At 40.1% G+C, this 19,162-nt stretch carries 14 protein-coding genes; 12 read left to right on the plus strand and 2 right to left on the minus strand.

Annotated elements, in window-relative coordinates; genetic code table 11:
• Positions 1 to 10: 10 nt before the first annotated feature.
• From C9J38_RS04510 to purF, 9 genes are all read left to right on the plus strand, one after another.
• Positions 11 to 1,186: a 4-phosphoerythronate dehydrogenase gene (locus C9J38_RS04510; RefSeq protein WP_107206055.1), complete on the plus strand. Its 1,176-nt coding sequence runs from the start codon at positions 11 to 13 to the stop codon at positions 1,184 to 1,186.
• Entirely contained in the window at positions 1,183 to 2,196 is a 1,014-nt protein-coding gene (locus C9J38_RS04515) for an aspartate-semialdehyde dehydrogenase (protein WP_107206056.1), read from the plus strand. Before C9J38_RS04510 ends, C9J38_RS04515 begins: the two co-directional genes overlap by 4 nt.
• A gap of 249 nt (positions 2,197 to 2,445) precedes the next feature.
• Entirely contained in the window at positions 2,446 to 6,669 is a 4,224-nt protein-coding gene (locus C9J38_RS04520) for a FimV/HubP family polar landmark protein (RefSeq protein WP_107206057.1), read from the plus strand.
• Positions 6,670 to 6,865: 196 nt separating this feature from the next.
• Entirely contained in the window at positions 6,866 to 7,651 is a 786-nt protein-coding gene (gene truA, locus C9J38_RS04525; RefSeq protein ID WP_107206058.1) for a tRNA pseudouridine(38-40) synthase TruA, read from the plus strand.
• 141 nt (positions 7,652 to 7,792) lie between these two features.
• Positions 7,793 to 8,722, plus strand: a complete 930-nt coding sequence (gene accD / locus C9J38_RS04530) for an acetyl-CoA carboxylase, carboxyltransferase subunit beta (RefSeq protein ID WP_107206059.1) — start codon at positions 7,793 to 7,795, stop codon at positions 8,720 to 8,722.
• A 191-nt stretch (positions 8,723 to 8,913) separates the two neighbouring features.
• A complete protein-coding gene (gene folC, locus C9J38_RS04535; RefSeq protein ID WP_107206060.1) occupies positions 8,914 to 10,173 on the plus strand; it encodes a bifunctional tetrahydrofolate synthase/dihydrofolate synthase in 1,260 nt (419 codons plus the stop codon).
• Positions 10,174 to 10,224: 51 nt separating this feature from the next.
• Positions 10,225 to 10,881 (plus strand): cell division protein DedD, encoded by a 657-nt coding sequence (gene dedD, locus C9J38_RS04540; RefSeq protein WP_107206061.1) that lies wholly within the window; start codon positions 10,225 to 10,227, stop codon positions 10,879 to 10,881.
• Positions 10,882 to 10,943: 62 nt separating this feature from the next.
• Positions 10,944 to 11,435, plus strand: coding sequence for a colicin V production protein (cvpA, locus tag C9J38_RS04545; protein ID WP_006646399.1), 492 nt, complete (start codon positions 10,944 to 10,946; stop codon positions 11,433 to 11,435).
• 74 nt (positions 11,436 to 11,509) lie between these two features.
• Positions 11,510 to 13,027: an amidophosphoribosyltransferase gene (gene purF, locus C9J38_RS04550; RefSeq protein ID WP_107206062.1), complete on the plus strand. Its 1,518-nt coding sequence runs from the start codon at positions 11,510 to 11,512 to the stop codon at positions 13,025 to 13,027.
• Between the two features lie 414 nt (positions 13,028 to 13,441).
• On the opposite strand, the gene C9J38_RS04560 is transcribed toward purF, so the two are convergent.
• Positions 13,442 to 14,326, minus strand: a complete 885-nt coding sequence (locus C9J38_RS04560; protein WP_107206063.1) for a LysR family transcriptional regulator — start codon at positions 14,324 to 14,326, stop codon at positions 13,442 to 13,444.
• Between the two features lie 316 nt (positions 14,327 to 14,642).
• Here C9J38_RS04560 and C9J38_RS04565 point away from each other — a divergent pair, with 316 nt between their 5' ends.
• Complete coding sequence (locus C9J38_RS04565; protein ID WP_107206464.1) at positions 14,643 to 15,695, plus strand: response regulator; 1,053 nt, start codon at positions 14,643 to 14,645, stop codon at positions 15,693 to 15,695.
• Positions 15,696 to 15,748: 53 nt separating this feature from the next.
• Here C9J38_RS04565 and C9J38_RS04570 read toward each other — a convergent pair whose 3' ends face one another.
• The gene (locus C9J38_RS04570) at positions 15,749 to 17,137 is read right to left on the minus strand and encodes a peptide MFS transporter (protein ID WP_107206064.1); all 1,389 of its coding nucleotides are present in this window, start codon (positions 17,135 to 17,137) and stop codon (positions 15,749 to 15,751) included.
• A 454-nt stretch (positions 17,138 to 17,591) separates the two neighbouring features.
• On the opposite strand from C9J38_RS04570, the gene rfaH reads away from it, so the two are divergent.
• Together rfaH and galU are read left to right on the plus strand one after the other, a co-directional pair.
• Positions 17,592 to 18,089, plus strand: a complete 498-nt coding sequence (gene rfaH / locus C9J38_RS04575) for a transcription/translation regulatory transformer protein RfaH (protein ID WP_107206065.1) — start codon at positions 17,592 to 17,594, stop codon at positions 18,087 to 18,089.
• A gap of 89 nt (positions 18,090 to 18,178) precedes the next feature.
• Positions 18,179 to 19,084 carry a UTP--glucose-1-phosphate uridylyltransferase GalU gene (gene galU / locus C9J38_RS04580; RefSeq protein WP_107206066.1) on the plus strand — a complete coding sequence of 302 codons (906 nt, stop codon included), beginning with the start codon at positions 18,179 to 18,181 and terminating at the stop codon, positions 19,082 to 19,084.
• Positions 19,085 to 19,162: the final 78 nt, after the last annotated feature.

The following is a 19,162-nucleotide window of genomic DNA, read 5'->3' on the forward strand; positions in this document are numbered from 1 at the left end:
GGAAGCCGAAATGAAAATCCTTATTGATGAAAATATGCCGTATGCGTTGGCGTTGTTTAGTGAGCTTGGTGAGGTCATCGCCAAACCAGGTCGAAATTTAACGGCTGATGATTTGGTAGGGATTGATGCCCTGATGATCCGCTCGGTGACCAAAGTTAATAACAGTCTGTTAGAAAAAGCCGATAAGTTAAAATTTGTGGGAACTGCAACAGCAGGACAAGATCATGTTGATCAACCGCTATTAGCTGAGCGTGGTATTACTTTCACAGCAGCACCAGGCTGTAACAAAGTGGGTGTTGCCGAGTACGTACTGAGTAGCTTAATGGTATTAGGCCAGCAACAAGGCTTTTCTATTTTTGATCGCACTGTTGGGATCATTGGCGCTGGTAATGTTGGCTCATATTTGGCGAAATGTTTAGATGCATTAGGTATTCGTTATCTGCTTAACGATCCATTAAAGCAAGCGGAAGGCGATGAGCGTCAATTTGATTCAGTTGAAACGCTACTTGCTGAGTGTGATGTCATCACAACCCATACCCCGTTAACTCGTGATGTCGAGTTTCCAACTCATCACTTAGTCAACGACGCTTTTCTTAATGCATTAAAACCCAATGCTATTTTAATTAATGCGGCACGTGGTCCTATTGTTGATAATAGTGCTTTAAAAGCGGCCTTAGTGGCTTCTCATAATGGTACAGGGAAGGCACTTACAGCAGTACTTGATGTGTTTGAGCAAGAGCCCTTGGTGGATTTAGAGCTACTACCGTATTTAGCTTTTGCGACACCGCATGTGGCTGGATATGGGCTTGAAGGTAAAGCGCGTGGAACAACCATGGTTTTCAACCGCTTTTGTGAGTTTCTAGGTGTTGATAAGCAGGTAGATGCGAGTGAACTATTGCCTGTTGCGCCAATTCCTCAAGTTGAATTAAGTCGTCAATGGGACGAGGCAAGTTTATTTAGCCTTACCCAATTGGTGTATGATGTACGTAAAGATGACGGTATGTTCCGTCGTCAAATGCAGCTAGCTGGTGACGATAACAGCAAAATGGCCACTGCTTTTGATATGATGCGAAAAAACTACTGGGATCGCCGTGAATATAGTGCAATTACAGTAGCAGGCAAGGCCGATTTTGAGGTAGAGTCGCTGGCTAAATTAGGTTTTACAGTAGTAGAGGTCACTCAATGAGTCAGGAATATGATATCGCAATACTAGGCGCAACAGGTGCTGTCGGCGAAGCTATGGTCGAGGTGCTAGAAGAGCGTAATTTTCCTGTTCGCAATCTTTACTTGCTGGCAAGTGATCGTAGCTCTGGCAAAGTGTTACGTTTTAAAGGTAAATCAATCCGTGTGAAGAACGTGGAAGATTTCGATTGGGGCCAAGTTCAAATTGCTTTGTTTTCAGCAGGCGCTGAAGCATCACGTCATTGGGCGCCTATTGCCACAGATTTTGGTGTAGTGGTTATCGATAACACATCTGAATTCCGTTATGAGTATGATGTTCCGTTAGTGATCCCTGAAGTAAACCCTGAAGCGATTGCTGATTACCGCAACCGTAATATTATTGCAAATCCCAATTGCTCTACGATTCAAATGTTAGTTGCTCTTAAGCCAATTCAAGATGCTTATGGTATTGATCGTATTAATGTTGCGACTTATCAATCGGTATCTGGCTCTGGTCGTAAGGGAATTGATGAGCTTGCCGGTCAAACAGCAAAATTGCTAAATGGTTTGCCAGCTGAAAACAGTACTTATGACAAGCAAATTGCATTTAACTGCATACCTCATATCGATGAGTTTATGGATAACGGTTACACCAAAGAAGAAATGAAAATGGTGTGGGAAACACAAAAAATTCTTGGTGATTCAAGTATTCGTGTTAATCCAACTTGTGTGCGTGTTTCTGCTTTCTTTGGTCATGCAGAAGCGGTGCATGTAGAAACGCATCAACCTGTTGTTATCGAAGATGCGATTAATCTACTTGAAAATACTGATGGTATTGAAGTCTTCCATGGTACTGATTACCCAACACAGGTAACAGATTCAGTAGGTAAAGATCACGTGATGGTAGGTCGTATCCGTGAAGATATAAGCCACCCATGTGGTCTGAATATGTGGGTTGTAGCTGATAACGTTCGTAAAGGTGCGGCAACAAATAGTATCCAGATTGCTGAAAAGCTAATTGAAGAATATTTGTAAAAGAAATAAAAAAAGGAGCAAGAGATTGCTCCTTTCTCATTTCCATGATCTTGCTGGTAAAACCCTAAGTAGTCACTTGACATACATCGTCAGCTAGCAAAAATTAGCCATAACAACCTTAAGATTTTCTTTATGTTGTCGTTATATGTGTAGTTTGTAGAACATATAAGCAACTCGTATTGTTTCGAAATGCGTTCATTGAATTAACGTTTTCGGCTTATTTATCTCTGCCAGAGAGGAACGCAGGCAGTGTCTGATATCCCTAAGATAGTAAAGCGCTTTATTGTACCGGTAGCTTTCGTTACCATTTCTTCTTATTTGCCTGTGGTGAATGCGAATACTGTTCGGATTATTGGCCCGTCGAATGAGGATGGATCCTATTCGCAAGCGAGCCGAGGTATTGATACACCTGATCTGCGTTCAATTTCGCAGTCAAACACCGCACCACTTTCTACTCGTCGTTATGGCCCTACAGGTGAAAAAGAAACCTTGTGGTCAATCGCATCTCGAAATCGTCCTAATGCTTCAGTATCTGTATACCAAGTTATCGGTGCTATTTATCACGTTAATCCACAAGCATTTGAAAACAGCAATATTCATGGATTGATCCCTGGTAGTACCTTGGTTATGCCAACATTAAGCCAGGTTAAGAACGAGAAAGAGAGCTTGATCCGTCGTCAATTAGAAGCGGATAAAAGACGTGCACCCTATATTAAAGCAAAGCCAGCTAGTCAAAAACGTGTTGTAAAATTAAAGCCCAAGCCTGAAGAACTACAAAAAATACAAGCAGAGCAAGCAGCGAAAAAAGACGTAAAAAGCACACAGCCCGCAGAGCCAGTTGTAAAGCCTGTGGCGGTAGTTGATGAAACGGCTAACTCAACAACAAATGTTCCAGCAAAAACAATAGAGAAAGCGGTAGCGGTAGCAACAACTGCTGCTGTGATTAGTGCAGCGACACCAGCTGAATCAACCGCGAATATTTCTGAAACGCCTAAAACTGAAAACGTTGAAGTTGCTGATGTTGATAATGTAGTAAATACGGCTATTCCTGCCAAGCCTGAATTATCAGAACAGCAAAAAGCGATGACAGATGAGCAAATGACAAAGCTGGTGGAAAGCAACCACATGCTTCGTTTACGCTTAGCGGAAATGCAACAAGAAGTTGATGCATTAAAAGATCAAGTTAAAGATAGCGATGATGTACGCCAAGAACTGCTGACTTTCTTAGAGCAACAAAAACAACTTCAAAATGCGCCACAACCTGTGACACCACCTACTTCAACCTGGTTTGATTCACTGGCTAATAACCCTTGGGCATTAGCTGCTGCTGGTATTATTCCTGGCGGTTTACTTGCTGCATTGCTGGCATTCTTCTTATTGCGTCGTAAAGAAGAAGAGCAAGATGAGGTGAAATCATTAAATGCTCCAGAGGCTTCAGCTGCTGAAACGGCACCTGTTGTCATCCCTCCTATTGATGGTGATGAGCAAGCTCTTGATACTTCAGATGACCTAGATGACCTGTTTGCGGATGATGATCTATTCAATGAGCCTGACTTTACGTTAGATATTGATGATAAAAATGATCCGTCAACTAAAAATGAGAAAGAAGAGGTAAAAGAGTCTGTTACTGAATTTAGCGATGACGCTGATACGAAGACTGAATCAGCAGTTGTTAATGATATTGAATTTGATGAAGCTTTTGAAAATAACTTAAGTAGTAGTATTTCAGTTAAAGGTGATGATGCTATTGGTTTAGAAGACATGGAGCGTGCTCTTGATGAAATGGATAATGAGAGCGAGCCAAGTTCAGATGAAGCCTTAGCGTTAATGTGGGAGAAATCTCTCAATGAATCAGCGAAAAATGAAGATTCTGAAAATAGTCTCGATGATTTTGATTTATCTCAGGATGACTTTGATCTTAGTGATAATGACGATGTTAAGCCATTGCCAGCAGATAACGAAGATGAAGAGTTAGATAATGGCTTGTTAGAGCAATCGTTATTAGATGAAATTTTGCAACAAGCAGAAGAGCAAAGCCAAGACCGCGCTACGTCTGAAATTAATGATGAGTCAAAAGATGTTGAAGTTAAAGCCTCTGAGAATATTGACCAAGATGAATTGGATGCATTATTTGGTAGCTTTGGTGCTGATTTACCTGAATTAGATCAAACTGTTTCAGATGAACTGACGGATGAAACACAAGATGATGAACGTGTTTTTGAAGAAGGTAGTACTGCATTACTTGATGAGTTAGTAGAAGATGATGAATTAAGTAGTGATATTGAACTTGAAGAAGACAGTACCGCATTACTTGATGAGTTGATCTTAGATGAAGATGAACCGGAACAGTCTGATTCAACGATAGAAGTGGCTGAAGACAGTACAGCATTGCTTGATGAGTTGATCTTAGATGAAGATGAACCGGAACAATCTGATTCAACGATAGAAGTGGCTGAAGATAGTACTGAATTGCTTGATGAATTATTAAAAGACAATGATGCTGATATCTCATCAAAACAAGATCACATTGCAATTGATGAATCCAGTACTGAATTATTAGATGAAATTTTATCTGAGCAGTTAGCAGCAGTCGATGAACAAGATGCTCCTAATAATGAGAATCAACATCTTGATGAAATTATCGAATTGCCATCATTCGCTTCTGATCTAGAGCAGAAATCACAGGATGTTATTAATCCTGAAAGTGATGTTGAAAAATATGCTCAACAGGAAAAAGACATATCTCTTACTGATGAAAGCAATGCTGATACTTTAGAGCCTGATATATTAGGGTCTGAAGTTGTAACTGAATTGCCTAGTGAAGAAGCACCGAATGATGTTTTCACGTCTGAATTTGCGAGTGACACTCGCGATACGCCATCGAAAGAAGTCCTTGAGTCACAAAATACTGAAGAGCTGCAAACCTTATCGCCAAGTAGTGAACAGAAATTCGATGAGATCTTAGATGATGTTTTAGACGAAGACTTTTATCGTCAATCGCTAGACAGTGATGTTAAGCCATTAACCGTTTCAGATCTTGAACGTGAACTAGATGAGCAAGATGCATTAGCGAGTCATGTTGCAGCAGAGCAACATGAACCGCTAAATGTAGACGATCTTCCTTCTTTTGATGAAGAGGATGCATTAAAAGCATTTGCTGATGATGTGTATGAATCACCACAAGAAGATGCTGTTCATCAAGACGTATTATCACTCGATGATTTACCTGAATTTGATGAACAAGCGGCATTGGATGATCCTGATGCTGAGCCTTTTGACGAAACAGAACTTAATAACGACATTGATGAGCAAATCGCACTTGATAATGTTATTCGTCAATTGCAGCAAGCCGCGGAAGCTGCAGATAAGTATTCACCTAAATCTGAATTATCTCCTGAAAATACAGTAGATTTTGTTGCTGAAACCGCTCCTGAATTACCTGATGAGTCATCGTTACCAGCATCAACGGTTGCTAGTGAAAATGAAGTATCGCCATTTGATACCGCTCAAAGGGATGTTTATCCTTTTGAAAAACTCGATCCAACGACCATTCCAGAGTTTGATGAAGGTGAAGCGCTGCAAGCTTCATTGGATGAACAACATGAGCTTGAGCAATATGAAATTGAACAAGGTTTACGTTTACCCAATGAAGAGCCTATTGAGGTAACAGAGAAGCCAGTTGTATTAGATCAGTTGGATCAAACCATGGTTGATTCTGCAGGTCTTGATATGGATGCATTACTGTTTGATGATTCATTAAATGATAATGCAGATAATGAAGGCCCATCTCAGTCAATACAGCCACAAGAGGTTAGTGACAACACGACTGATGTTGAGACTGAACCATTATTAATGGATGAATTACCCAAACAGCAAGTGGATCGCTCTGGGCTGGGTTTAGAAGACGGTGAACGTGATGGATTATTAACGCAAACAGAAGATGAGTTAGAAGCAGATTATACTTTTGACGATGAGATGTCTGATGATGATGCTAAAGTATGGCAAACCTCGGTATCTGAGCCTGAGTTAGCTCAAGAAGATTGGACACAACAACCGCATTTGGTAAAAGACGACGTGAAGTCTGTTTCGTTAGAGTCTGACTTCTCATTACATACCAATGATCTGGAAAGCGTAGCAACCAGTGAGTTACTGGCTGAACAATCTATAGCTGAAAAACCATCTTATATTAGTATTGATGAATTAATGAAAGATGACCCATCGCATCAGCAAGTTGATCCCGATACCAATCCTTTAAATTTAGAGGTAGGGCTTGACGAGTACCCTGATATGTTAGCCAGTATTGGTGACTATGATGTTGATACTAATGGTGAGTATGCAAGTAAACTTGATTTGGCTAAAGCTTATTTAGAAATGAATGATAGCGAAGGTGCTGTTGGTTTATTAGAGGATATTGCGAAAAATGCTGAACAAGATCTTCAAGCAGAAGCCAAAAGATTGCTTTTGAAGTTGTAACATCACTCTTGTTTAAGATAGAACAAGCACGGTAGAGATAATTCTATCGTGCTTTTTTATTTTTACTTGCTGCATTATGTTATCCCTATCGCGCTATTCTTTCCCTTATCTTGTGAATTACTTATAATTCGGAACAGTTTCGTAAATTACGTGTTAGTGGTTTACATAGGTTTGATTAATCGAAGTTGAATAAATTATGCGAATAGCTTTAGGTGTAGAGTACGATGGTGCTAAGTATTATGGCTGGCAACGCCAACGTGATGTAGATAGCGTACAAGAGCGTTTGGAAAAAGCTCTCTCTAAAGTCGCCAATCAACCAGTAGAAGTCTTCTGTGCTGGACGAACTGATGCTGGCGTTCATGGCACGGGGCAGGTTGTTCACTTCGATATTAATATTGATCGCAAAATGGTGGCGTGGACGATGGGCGCTAATGCTCATCTTCCTAAAGATATTGCGGTACGTTGGGCGACAGAAGTGAATGAGGATTTTCATGCTCGTTTTACTGCGACAGCACGCCGTTATCGTTACATCATTTTTAATAACGCCTTACGTCCCGCTATTTTAGGTAATGGTGTTAGCCATTATCACGGCCATCTTGATGAGAAAAAAATGCATGAGGCTGGTCAGTACTTACTGGGTGAAAATGATTTTACGTCTTTCCGCGCGGTTCACTGTCAATCTCGAAGCCCATGGCGTAATTTAATGCACCTGAATGTCACTCGCCAAGGCGACTTTGTGATCATTGATATCAAAGCGAATGCGTTTGTTCACCATATGGTACGTAACATCACAGGTAGCTTAATTAAAGTCGGCAAAGGTGAAGAAAAACCAGAGTGGATTGAGTGGCTACTTGCGCAAAAAAATCGCACATTAGCAGGAGCAACAGCCAAAGCTGAAGGCTTGTATTTGGTTGATGTTGATTACCCGAAAGAGCACAATTTACCGCGTGTACCATTAGGTCCGTTATTCTTAGCTGATTGAGTTACAAGGGTTAGCTTGATAAGGTAGTACCAGTTTTTTATCTACAGATTAGTAAGATTGTGTTTTAATCTCTGATCGTTATCCAATGAATTTGTATCTTCGGCCATTGACGGCGGAAGCATTAAAGAATAAAGGTCATTCATGAGCTGGCTTGAAAAGATTCTAACTAAAAGCAACATTGTCTCTTCACGAAAAGTGTCGATTCCTGAGGGCGTTTGGACGAAATGTACCTCTTGTGATCAAGTACTGTACCATGCAGATCTTGAGCGCAATCTAGAGGTGTGCCCTAAGTGTGATCATCACATGCGTATGAAAGCACGTCGTCGTCTTGAAACTTTCTTAGACGCTGATACGCAAGTTGAGATTGCCGCAGAGCTAGAGCCGCAAGATAAGCTTAAATTCCGCGATTCTAAAAAGTACAAAGATCGTTTGTATAGCGCGCAAAAAGCCACGGGTGAAAAAGATGCATTAATCGCAATGAAAGGGGAAGTCTTAGGTCTACCTATTGTTGCATGTGCTTTTGAATTCTCTTTTATGGGCGGTTCAATGGGCTCTGTCGTTGGTGCTAAATTTGTACGAGCAGTGGATGCGGCAATTGAAAATAACTGCCCATTGATCTGCTTCTCTGCAAGTGGCGGTGCACGTATGCAAGAAGCGTTGATGTCACTGATGCAAATGGCAAAAACCAGTGCGGCGTTAGAGCGTTTATCAGCGAAAGGCTTACCTTTCTTCTCTGTGTTAACCGATCCAACTATGGGTGGGGTATCAGCATCCCTTGCAATGCTTGGTGACATCAATATTGGTGAACCCAAAGCACTGATCGGTTTTGCAGGTCAACGTGTTATTGAGCAAACCGTACGTGAGAAGCTACCAGAAGGCTTCCAACGTAGTGAGTTCCTCCTTGAACATGGTGCGATTGATATGATTGTTGATCGCCGTGAAATGCGTCAGCGTGTTGCAGGTCTTGTTGCCAAAATGACCAACCAAGCATCACCGTTAGTTGTTTCTGTCGATAGTAAGCCAGAGTCTGTTGAGGCTACTGTCCAAGCTGAAGATTCAGAAAACACCTAATTGATTATATTGATTGATGAATATAGAAGCCGTTTAGCTAATCGCTAGGCGGTTTTTTTTTTGAGTATGTAATAGCGCTATTGCCATTAACGTGGCGTTTAATCGAATTTATATCGTCATAGGTTTAAGTTATTTAAGATTCGATGGTAAATTATGGCTCAAGTAATTTATAAACAAGTGAATGATTTCTCATGTCAGGATTGACTGCACCACAAGCGACAGCCTCGCTTTCAACATGGCTGAAATATCTTGAGCAATTACATACCAGTGCAATCGATCTTGGATTAGATCGCGTTAAAGCTGTGGGTGAAAAAGCAAATCTTCTTAAACCTGCGCCTTGTGTTATTACTGTTGCGGGTACTAATGGTAAAGGTTCAACCTGTGCCATGCTAGAAGCTATCTTAATTGAAGCGGGTTATAAGGTTGGTGTTTATAGTTCTCCCCACCTTGTACGTTATAACGAACGTGTTCGTATCAATAATAAAGAGCTCGATGACAGTGAACATAGCAAAGCATTTGCAAGCGTTGAAGCAGCGCGTGGTGATATAAGTTTAAGCTTATTTGAATTTGGTACGCTTGCTGCGTTAACACTATTTAAAACACATAAAGTGGATGTTGTTGTACTGGAAGTAGGCCTCGGTGGGCGATTAGATGCCACTAATATTGTTGATCATGATGTTAGCGTGATCACCAGTCTTGCAATCGATCATGTCGATTGGCTTGGTGATAATATAGACGTAATTGGTCATGAAAAAGCAGGTATTTTCCGCTCAGGTAAACCGGCTATTTGCGGCCAACCTCATCCGCCAGCTACGGTTCCTGCTCACGCGGATGATATTGGCGCAGAATTACATCAAGTTGGTTATCAATTTGATTATCAAGTAGCCGATGACCATTGGAACTGGCAGTGTGGTGCATTTGATTTATCTCACTTGCCACTACCTAATTTACCGCTCCCTAATGCAGCCACAGCATTAATGGCTTTAGGAACGGCAGAGCTTGATATCTCGGAAGAGAATATTATTCAAGGTTTAAGTAAAGCTCAATTACCAGGACGTATGCAGCGTGTGAGTGATGATCCATTGATCATTATGGATGTCGCACATAATCCCCATTCAGCCGAGTATTTCGCTCAGCAATTAAACCGAATTAAACAAAAAGAAGGTAAGAAGCATATTCATGCTGTCGTTGCGATGCTTCACGATAAAGATATCGCGTCGACTATCGCAATGATGAAAGATGTAGTAGATCACTGGTATCCCGCTTCTTTAACGGGCCCAAGAGCGGCGACTGCCGATGAAATATTGCAGTATTTACCACCAGATTGTATGGGTTTTGATAAGCCAGAGGCTGCATTTGACCAAGCGCTAACACAAGCTAACCGAGATGATATGGTAATCGTCTTTGGCTCGTTTTACACTGTCGGGCAAATAACGAGTCATTTACGTTAATGAGTGAAAAACACTTTTATTATAAAGTGGTTAAATAGTATAGGAGTCCATGTGGCTAGCCAATTTCAAAATCGACTGATTGGTACCATTATTTTGGTAACCGTTGGCGTGATTTTTCTTCCTGATCTTTTTGATGGGCAAAAACAGCACTATAAAGAGCAGTTCGAAAGCATTCCGTTGCAGCCTAAAATGGGTGATCAAAAGGAGTTTACTCAAATACCTAACCCTGAAACGGTAAATTCGGAGCTACCTAAAGATCCTGTCACAGTAACAGTGGATAATGGTAAAGATACGGTTTCAACATCATCAGGTGATAATAATGAAACCTATACCGTTGAAGAAGACAAAGCACCTCAACCTGAACAGCCTGTTGTGCCCGTTGAGCAACCAAAAACTGTCGTAACCCCGAAACCTGTTGTAAAGCCAGAGCCTGCAGTTGTGTCTGAGCAAGGTTTAAAAAATAGTGGCTGGATGATCCAATTAGGGACGTTTGGTAATTTTAAGAATGCCAGCGCACTGGTGGCGAAGTTGCGTTTAAATGGTTACCAAGCACATTTATTACCTAAAGATGCGCAACCGGGTCAGTATGTAAAAGTTGTTGTGGGACCAGATCTTTCAAAAGATAAGCTTTTGGCTAAGATTGATGACTTGAAAAAATTAACCGGGTTAAGTGGTAAATTGTATCAATTTAGCCCAATAAAACCTTAAGTAAACGTTTGCGTCTTCATTTTTTCTGTTAGAATACGCATCAACAAGACGAAATACACATGATGATCTGGATTGATTATGTAATTTTAGCCGTGATTGGCTTTTCCGCTTTGGTAAGTTTAATCCGTGGTTTTGTTAAAGAAGCACTTTCATTAGTTATCTGGTTTACTGCGTTTTTTGTGGCGAGTAATTTCTACCCACAGCTTGCGGTTTACTTTACAAACTTTCATGATGAAATGCTTCGCAACGGTAGCGCTATTGCCGTTTTATTTATCGCAACGCTGATTGTTGGCGCGGTAGTTAACTATGTTATTGGTCAGTTAGTACAGAAAACAGGGTTATCTGGTACTGATAGAGTTTTGGGCGTAGTTTTTGGTGGGGTTCGCGGCGTGTTAATTGTTGCGGCAGTATTGTTCTTTCTCGATGCCTTTACAGGGTTTGCAAGTGCTGATTGGTGGAAACAGTCAAAACTCATCCCACAGTTTGGCGTTGTCATTGAATGGTTTTTTTCCTATATCAAACACAGTTCAAGCTTCTTACCTAACATGAAATAGCGCCAAATTAATAGCAGTTACCAAATTTATTCGATTTGGTAACTGTATTTTTATGCACGACGAGGATTTTGGAAATGTGTGGTATTGTTGGAATCGTGGGCTCAACCCCGGTAAACCAGTCTATCTATGATGCACTTACTGTGCTGCAACATCGCGGCCAAGATGCTGCGGGTATTTGTACCTTAGAAAGCAATCGTTTCCGTCTGCGTAAAGCGAATGGTTTAGTGCGTGATGTCTTTGAAGCTAAACACATGCAACGCTTACAAGGTAATGTAGGTATCGGACACGTGCGTTATCCAACTGCGGGTAGCTCTAGTGCATCAGAAGCCCAACCGTTTTATGTTAATTCTCCTTACGGTATTTCACTGGCTCATAATGGTAATTTAACCAACGCAGCAGATATTCGTGAGACCTTATTTGAGCAAGCTAAACGTCATGTCAATACAACCTCAGATTCTGAGATTTTACTGAATATTCTGGCAAATCAACTTGAGCATTGTCCAAGTTATCCTATTAGCCCTGAGGAAATTTTTAAAGCAATCAGTGAAGTTCACCGAATTGTAAAAGGTGCGTATGCGGTTGTTGCTATGGTTATCGGTCATGGCTTAATTGCATTTCGTGATCCAAATGGTATTCGCCCTTTATGTATTGGTAAGCGTGAAGAACAAGGTAAAGCCGAATACATGGTAGCTTCAGAATCAGTGGCACTTGATGCGGTTGGTTTTGATTTTGTCCGTGATATTGCGCCTGGTGAAGCCGTTTACATCACTTTTGATGGGCAATTATTTACTCAGCAATGTGCCGATAATCCACAGTTAAATCCATGTGTATTTGAGTTTGTTTATTTTGCTCGTCCTGATTCATTTATTGATAAAGTCTCTGTTTATGGCGCGCGTTTAGCGATGGGCACCAAGCTGGGTGAAAAGATTAAACGAGAATGGGCAGATATTGATATCGATGTTGTTATTCCTATTCCAGAAACTTCTTGCGACAGTGCGCTAGAAATTGCACGTACGTTAGATAAACCTTATCGCCAAGGCTTTGTTAAAAACCGTTATGTGGGCCGTACGTTTATCATGCCAGGGCAACAAATGCGTCGTAAGTCTGTGCGTCGTAAACTCAATGCCATTCGCTCTGAATTTAAAGATAAAAATGTACTGTTAGTCGATGACTCTATTGTTCGTGGTACCACATCAGAGCAGATAATCGAAATGGCAAGAGAGGCAGGTGCGAAGAAAGTTTACTTAGCATCAGCAGCACCTGAAATTCGTTTCCCTAATGTCTATGGTATTGATATGCCAAGCGCTAATGAGTTAATTGCTCATGGTCGCGAAGTGGATGAAATTTCAAATATTATCGGTGCCGATGGTCTTATTTTCCAAGATTTACAAGATCTTGTTGATGCCGTCGCTGAAGGAAACCCTGAAATTAAATTATTTGAAACGTCTGTGTTTAATGGTAATTACGTAACCGGTGATGTGAACCAAAAGTACTTAGAGTATTTAGATTCACTACGCAGTGATGACTCGAAAAAGCAGCGTGAGATTCAGCAAGATTTAGCTAATTTAGAGTTACATAACGAAGGCATTTAAGTCTTATATGTGAGCAAATAGAGTTATAAGCCGGAGTGTAAAACTCCGGCTTTTTTATGGATAAACTCAGGCCCCAAACCATGACTCTATAAGATCACTGGCGATGTGATAATCGCCTGTCCTGCAGTAACAATTGAGCATGCATAAATAAATCCACGCTCTTTATGGATGCGCATTAATGGGGACGGCAGTATTAAGTAAATATACAGAATAAGTCAGTTCTACAAGACTTGAGATCATGAGAAAACTGAGATGCGGAAAGAGTACGCCATTCTTGGTTTTTGGGGGAGGGCAAGGTTTGTAACTGTATGTTTTTTTTATGTGGGTGATTGTTCTTAACAGGATAAAAACAAAATGCCATATTAATGGCTAATATGGCATTTTTCTAAAATATTACGTTATTAATAAATGTTTTTAGTGTTTTTCTAAGTCAAAGTAGTGACTTGCAAAATCAATAAATAGACGTAATTTTTCTGGTTGGTAATCACGGTGATTATAAATCAAATATACATCACGTGGGTTTGCTGACCAGTTTTTAAGTACTTGAGTCACCTCACCAGCTGTAATGTATTTTTCCAGCATAACATCAGGCATTAACGTGATCCCTAAGCCTGCACAACACGCTTTACGTACGACGTTAAGTTCGCTTGCTTCAAAGCGACCTCGTTCATTAATCGTAACCGTTTCGCCGTTGTGGTTGTTTAGACGCCAGCGTAGTAAAGGATTACCCTTCAGTAAAACATGGTCGTGAAGATCTTGAGCATGTTTAGGCTCTGGGTTTTTCTTTAAATATTCAGGGCTAGCAACAAGAATATCTTTTACTTCATTGATACGACGAGCGATCAGTGTTGAATCTCGTTGAGGACCAATACGGAACATAACATCCCAGTCCGTCGGATCAAGTTGATCTGGCTCATTGCTCATATATAGCTGAATGCTAATTGCTGGATGTTCCAACATAAAGGCATTCAATAAAGGTTGAAGCATTACCTTGGTAATATTGGTTGGTGCGGCAATACGTAGCTTGCCCGCTGCACCTTTACACTCTTCACTAATATGTTCAGTCGTATCAAGTAACTGTTGTAGTAAAGGCGCACAGTCATGATAGAACTTTTGACCGGCTTCAGTAAGTGACAGTTTACGGGCATGACGATTAAGCAGGCGAATATTAAGGCCTTCTTCAAGTGCTTGAATTCGACGTGTCAGTGTCGCAACTGGTACCTGGGTTTTTCTAGATGCAGCGGTATAACTGCCATTTTCCACAACCATGCGGAATAAGTTTAGATCGTCAAGTTTCATAAAAAAGTCATTATTGAACGCTTATGATGAGCAATTGTATAACAAAATGAGTCAAATGCATCTCTTTTTCTTTGTTTTTCCTACTGAAATAGTATTTTTATCATATTTATTATGGTCAATTTACCAAAATAAAGGGGTACGATAATTTGAAGTGTATTACATAAATGAATTTATTTTTATTAAATGTTCATGAATACATATTTTTTGTGGTGTTTTTTCTATGCTTAATAGAGTCGCAAAAATTAGACAGTCTTTAAGGCCTTTAATTTCAGTTTGTAATGTGCCTTAAACTAAGTAGGTATTGGTGGAGGTGGTTTTGCTAGAAGGGAAAGATGTTCTCGTTGTAGAAGACGACCCAGTATTTAGAAATATGATTGTTGGCTTTCTTGAGAGCCAAGGATGCTTGGTGCAAGAGGCTGATAATGGTTTAGAAGGGCTACGTGCATTAAAGGAGCATATTCCTGATCTGTTACTCTGCGATCTCGCTATGCCTGTTATGACAGGTATGGAGTTTGTTGAAGAAGTGTCTATTCAATATCCAATGATACCAATTATTGTTATTTCAGGAACGGGAGCAATGACAGATGTCGCTTTAGCGTTGCGACTTGGTGTTAAGGATTTCTTAATAAAGCCATTAGAAAATATTTTAATGCTGAAATCTTCTATGATATCGGTATTGAAGGGGCAAGACAGTGCGACACATCATCGACAAGATTTTTCTAATCGATGGTTTGATACTACAGAAGATACAGAGCCTGTTGAAGAAGAATTGGAATGGCATATTAAAGATTTGCAAAATAACCCTAAAGCGGCACGTGAGCTATTAGTGGGACTAATGCCTGAAACACAATCGACTTATGGACGATGGCAGTTAAATTATTGTGTTTTACAATCCATTGATTCCCTTCCAGTTATTCTTGATTATACTTGGCTATTAGATGGTCAATTAGCCTTTTACCTTCTTGATACCAGTAGTGGTGATCATAATGCGACGGCAACTGCGTTATTAATTCGTGCTTTTTTTAATGATTATTTACGTAATCAAGGTAATTGTTTAGAAAGCTTAAGCCACTTAGTCACATTGATTGAAAAAGGGATGAAGCACTCAGGTTATGCGTCACCTATCAAGGCTTTGTTTGGCGTATTTGATTTGTCTGATAGATGTTTGCATATTCTTCCTGCAGGTATTGAAGCACAACTTCGAACAAGTGATGCCTCTTTTGAAGTCGCATCAGGTGAATGGCTTGGACGAGAAGCAAGGCACAATATGTTATCGAAGCTAGCATTGTCTCCATCAGGTGGGCGTTTATCGCTAAGCCAATTGGGGCATGCTAGTTTTAGTGTGAACTTTAAAAACATTAAGATGTAAAAAAGGGCAGTGTTAGCAACACTACCCTTAAATGGATTATTATCAGTACGGCATTACGCTTCTACTGTTTTAACCTCTGTTGTTTCGTCATTAGATGAAGATTCTGCACCATGCATCCAATTAATTAAGGTATTGGATAGTAACAGCAGTAATACACCGGCAATCACTGCAGTAATTGCAATACCAGAGAAGATTGCTAGAGGACCGGCTTCACCAATACGTGAACCAATCTCACCTGCAATATAGTTAGCAATGGCGTTAGCACCAAACCATGCACCCATCATTAATGATGCTAAGCGAAGAGGTGCAAGTTTTGTCACCATTGATAAACCAATCGGTGATAAACATAACTCACCTATCGTATGGAAGAAGTATGCACCAATCAGCCATAGCATAGAGGTTTTCACTGTCATATCGCCACCTTGCTCAAGCGCAGCACCAATCATACAAGCAAAGCCTACTGCTAACGAGAACATTGCTAGTGCAAATTTCACAGGTGAGTTTGGCTCTTTCTTACCCAATTTTACCCAAAGAGCAGCAAGAATCGGAGCACAAATAATAATGAAAAATGGATTAAGTGATTGGAACCAAGCTGCCGGCACTTCGAAACTACCAATCATACGGTTTGTGTATTCTTGAGAATAGATATTCATTAAGCCGCCAGCTTGTTCAAAGCCTGCCCAGAATACGATAACAAAAGTACACATCACCATAATTACTTTCAGGCGATCACGTTCAATTTTGGTTAGTGGCTCTTTTTTACCGCTTGCGTTGTTTGCTGCATCACGAATTGCAGCTGGAACAGTACCAATATCACCTAGGTAACGTTGTGCGAAAAACAGTTGGATCAATAGGCTGAGTAGCATACCGATACCGGCACATAAGAAACCTGCTTTCCAGCCATAAATGGCAGAAGCTGTACCTGCAATAACACCGGCAAGTAATGAACCTATGTTGATACCCATATAGAAAATAGTAAACGCACCATCACGACGGTTATCGCCTTCTTTGTAGAGATCACCCACCATGGTTGAGATGTTTGGCTTAAATAAACCATTACCAATGATCAGGAAAGTAAGGCCTAAATAGAAAGCGTTTACAGCATGAGGATCAACGACACTGTGCGGGAGTGCGAGAGTAAATTGACCAATAGCCATTAATACGCCGCCAATAATAATTGATCGACGTTGACCTAAGTAGTTATCTGCAATCCATCCACCAATTAAAGGAGTAAAGTAGACAAGACCGGTGTAAATACCATATAGGCTTAATGCTTCTTGAGTACTCCAGCCTAAGCCGCCATCGATAGTTTTATCTGTTAAGTACAAAACTAAAATAGCGCGCATGGCGTAGTAGGAGAAACGCTCCCATAGCTCAGTTCCAAATAACAGGAACAAGCCTTTTGGGTGGCCCAATAAGGTACCACTACTATTATGACTCATAGGATTCTCTATATTATTGTGATGGTGTGTTTGCTAATACCGGTGGTTTTATAAAGCACAATATATACGACTGCAAGTTTTTACATTTAAAGAACAAATGATAAACATTTCAACCTATTGAAAAACAAATGGTTGTAGATTTCTTAGTCAAAATTGAAAAGTTAATTTTTAGTATGGTAATTATGTTGTTGTTTTTATAATTATTAATTATTTGGTTTTATATTTTGTTTTTTAATCTTTTTGTGGTTTTTTTGTCTATCTATTTAGATTGTTCATGAATGTTACAAAGTTTGACTGTGGAATTACTGTAAAAGTGGTGACTGTCTTGGTTTCCATAAATGAGTTGAGCAACAATAAGCACTCAATAAATACTTTATATCCCGAATTAGCCGCAATATAAAAAGTAGCTATTTATGTATATAATAGCGATGAATTTTAATGTTTAGGATTGATGATGAAAGATTGGTATTTGCTTTATTGTAAGCGCAGTGAACAAGAGCGTGCAGTGATCAATCTGGATCGTCAAGGTGTGGATTGCTACTACCCCCAGGTAACAGTAAAAAAAGTGAGCCGAGGCAAACGAATAGAGTCAATCGAACCATTATTTCCAAGTTATGTTTTTGTTCAATTTGATCCTGAAATGGTAAGTTATACGTCGGTGCGATCAACACGTGGTGTGGCTGACTTTATTCGCTGTGGTGCAATGCCACAAAAAGTACGTGAAGAACTTATTTATAACTTAATGATGAATGAAGATAGTGAAGAGCATCAACGTTTGTTGTCAATGCTTCCTCAGCCCGGTGAAAAATTAAAGTTAGAGCAAGGTAAGTTTCAAGGTCTTGAAGCTATTTACCAAGAACCTGATGGTGAGAAACGCTCATTTATGCTGATTAACTTGTTAGGTAAGCCTGTAAAAGTAAGCGTAGATAACACTGATCTGCTTAAAAAGTGATCATTTTTATCAGTGGGTCAGAACTCTCTTTTGCATATTTGAAAGCTATCTAATACGATGTTTGTAAACATAATATACTGGAAAAAAAATTGAATACTTCATTAGTGCGTAAAGCTGTTATTCCTGTTGCTGGTTTGGGTACTCGAATGTTACCTGCAACCAAAGCTATTCCAAAAGAGATGCTTCCAATTGTAGATAAGCCGCTTATTCAGCATGTAGTGAATGAGTGTGTTGCAGCAGGAATTAAAGAAATTATTTTAGTGACGCATTCTTCAAAAAATTCGATTGAGAACCACTTTGATACCTCTTTTGAATTAGAAGCGACATTAGAAGCGCGAGTAAAACGTCAGCTACTTGAAGAAGTACAAGCGATTTGTCCACCTGATGTGACCATTATGCATGTACGTCAAGGTCAAGCTAAAGGTTTGGGTCATGCAGTATTGTGTGCACATCCCCTTGTTGGTGATGCGCCTTTTGCAGTTGTTTTACCTGACGTAATTTTGGATGATGTTGCGAGCGATTTACGTTGCGATAATATGGCTGCCATGGTGAAAATGTTTAACGAGACTAAAGTGAGTCAGGTGATGGTTGAACCTGTTCCTATGTCTGAAGTGTCAAACTATGGTGTTGCGGATATTAATGGTGTGGAATTACATGCTGGCGAATCAGCACCGATGACAAAGGTTGTTGAGAAGCCTTCAGTTGAAGACGCGCCTTCTAATTTAGCTATTGTCGGTCGTTACATACTTCCAGCTGAAATTTGGGCATTATTAGCCCGTACGCCTGTTGGCGCGGGTGATGAAATTCAATTGACCGATGCTATCGATATGCTAATGCAATCTCAACAAGTGAATGCATTTCATATGTCAGGCGTAAGCCATGATTGTGGTAGTAAAATTGGTTACATGAAAGCGTTTGTTGAGTACGGTTTGCGCCATAATCAATTTGGTGAAGAATTTACAGCGTATGTCAAACAACTAGCTAAAAGCTTATAGTCGACGCCATAAATTGTATAATCAAAAGAAAAAGCGATGGTGTTCCATCGCTTTTTTTATTTATTCTATTTGTTAATA

Origin of the sequence: Photobacterium sp. GB-210, from assembly GCF_003026075.1 — a bacterium.
GTDB lineage: Bacteria > Pseudomonadota > Gammaproteobacteria > Enterobacterales > Vibrionaceae > Photobacterium.

Coding starts and splice junctions, on each gene's coding strand:
- C9J38_RS04510 (WP_107206055.1), top strand. CDS start 11: ATGAAAATCCTTATTGATGAAAATATGCCGTATGCGTTGGCGTTGTTT.
- C9J38_RS04515 (WP_107206056.1), top strand. CDS start 1,183: ATGAGTCAGGAATATGATATCGCAATACTAGGCGCAACAGGTGCTGTC.
- truA (WP_107206058.1), top strand. CDS start 6,866: ATGCGAATAGCTTTAGGTGTAGAGTACGATGGTGCTAAGTATTATGGC.
- accD (WP_107206059.1), top strand. CDS start 7,793: ATGAGCTGGCTTGAAAAGATTCTAACTAAAAGCAACATTGTCTCTTCA.
- folC (WP_107206060.1), top strand. CDS start 8,914: ATGTCAGGATTGACTGCACCACAAGCGACAGCCTCGCTTTCAACATGG.
- cvpA (WP_006646399.1), top strand. CDS start 10,944: ATGATCTGGATTGATTATGTAATTTTAGCCGTGATTGGCTTTTCCGCT.
- purF (WP_107206062.1), top strand. CDS start 11,510: ATGTGTGGTATTGTTGGAATCGTGGGCTCAACCCCGGTAAACCAGTCT.
- C9J38_RS04560 (WP_107206063.1), bottom strand. CDS start 14,326: ATGAAACTTGACGATCTAAACTTATTCCGCATGGTTGTGGAAAATGGC.
- C9J38_RS04570 (WP_107206064.1), bottom strand. CDS start 17,137: ATGAGTCATAATAGTAGTGGTACCTTATTGGGCCACCCAAAAGGCTTG.
- rfaH (WP_107206065.1), top strand. CDS start 17,592: ATGAAAGATTGGTATTTGCTTTATTGTAAGCGCAGTGAACAAGAGCGT.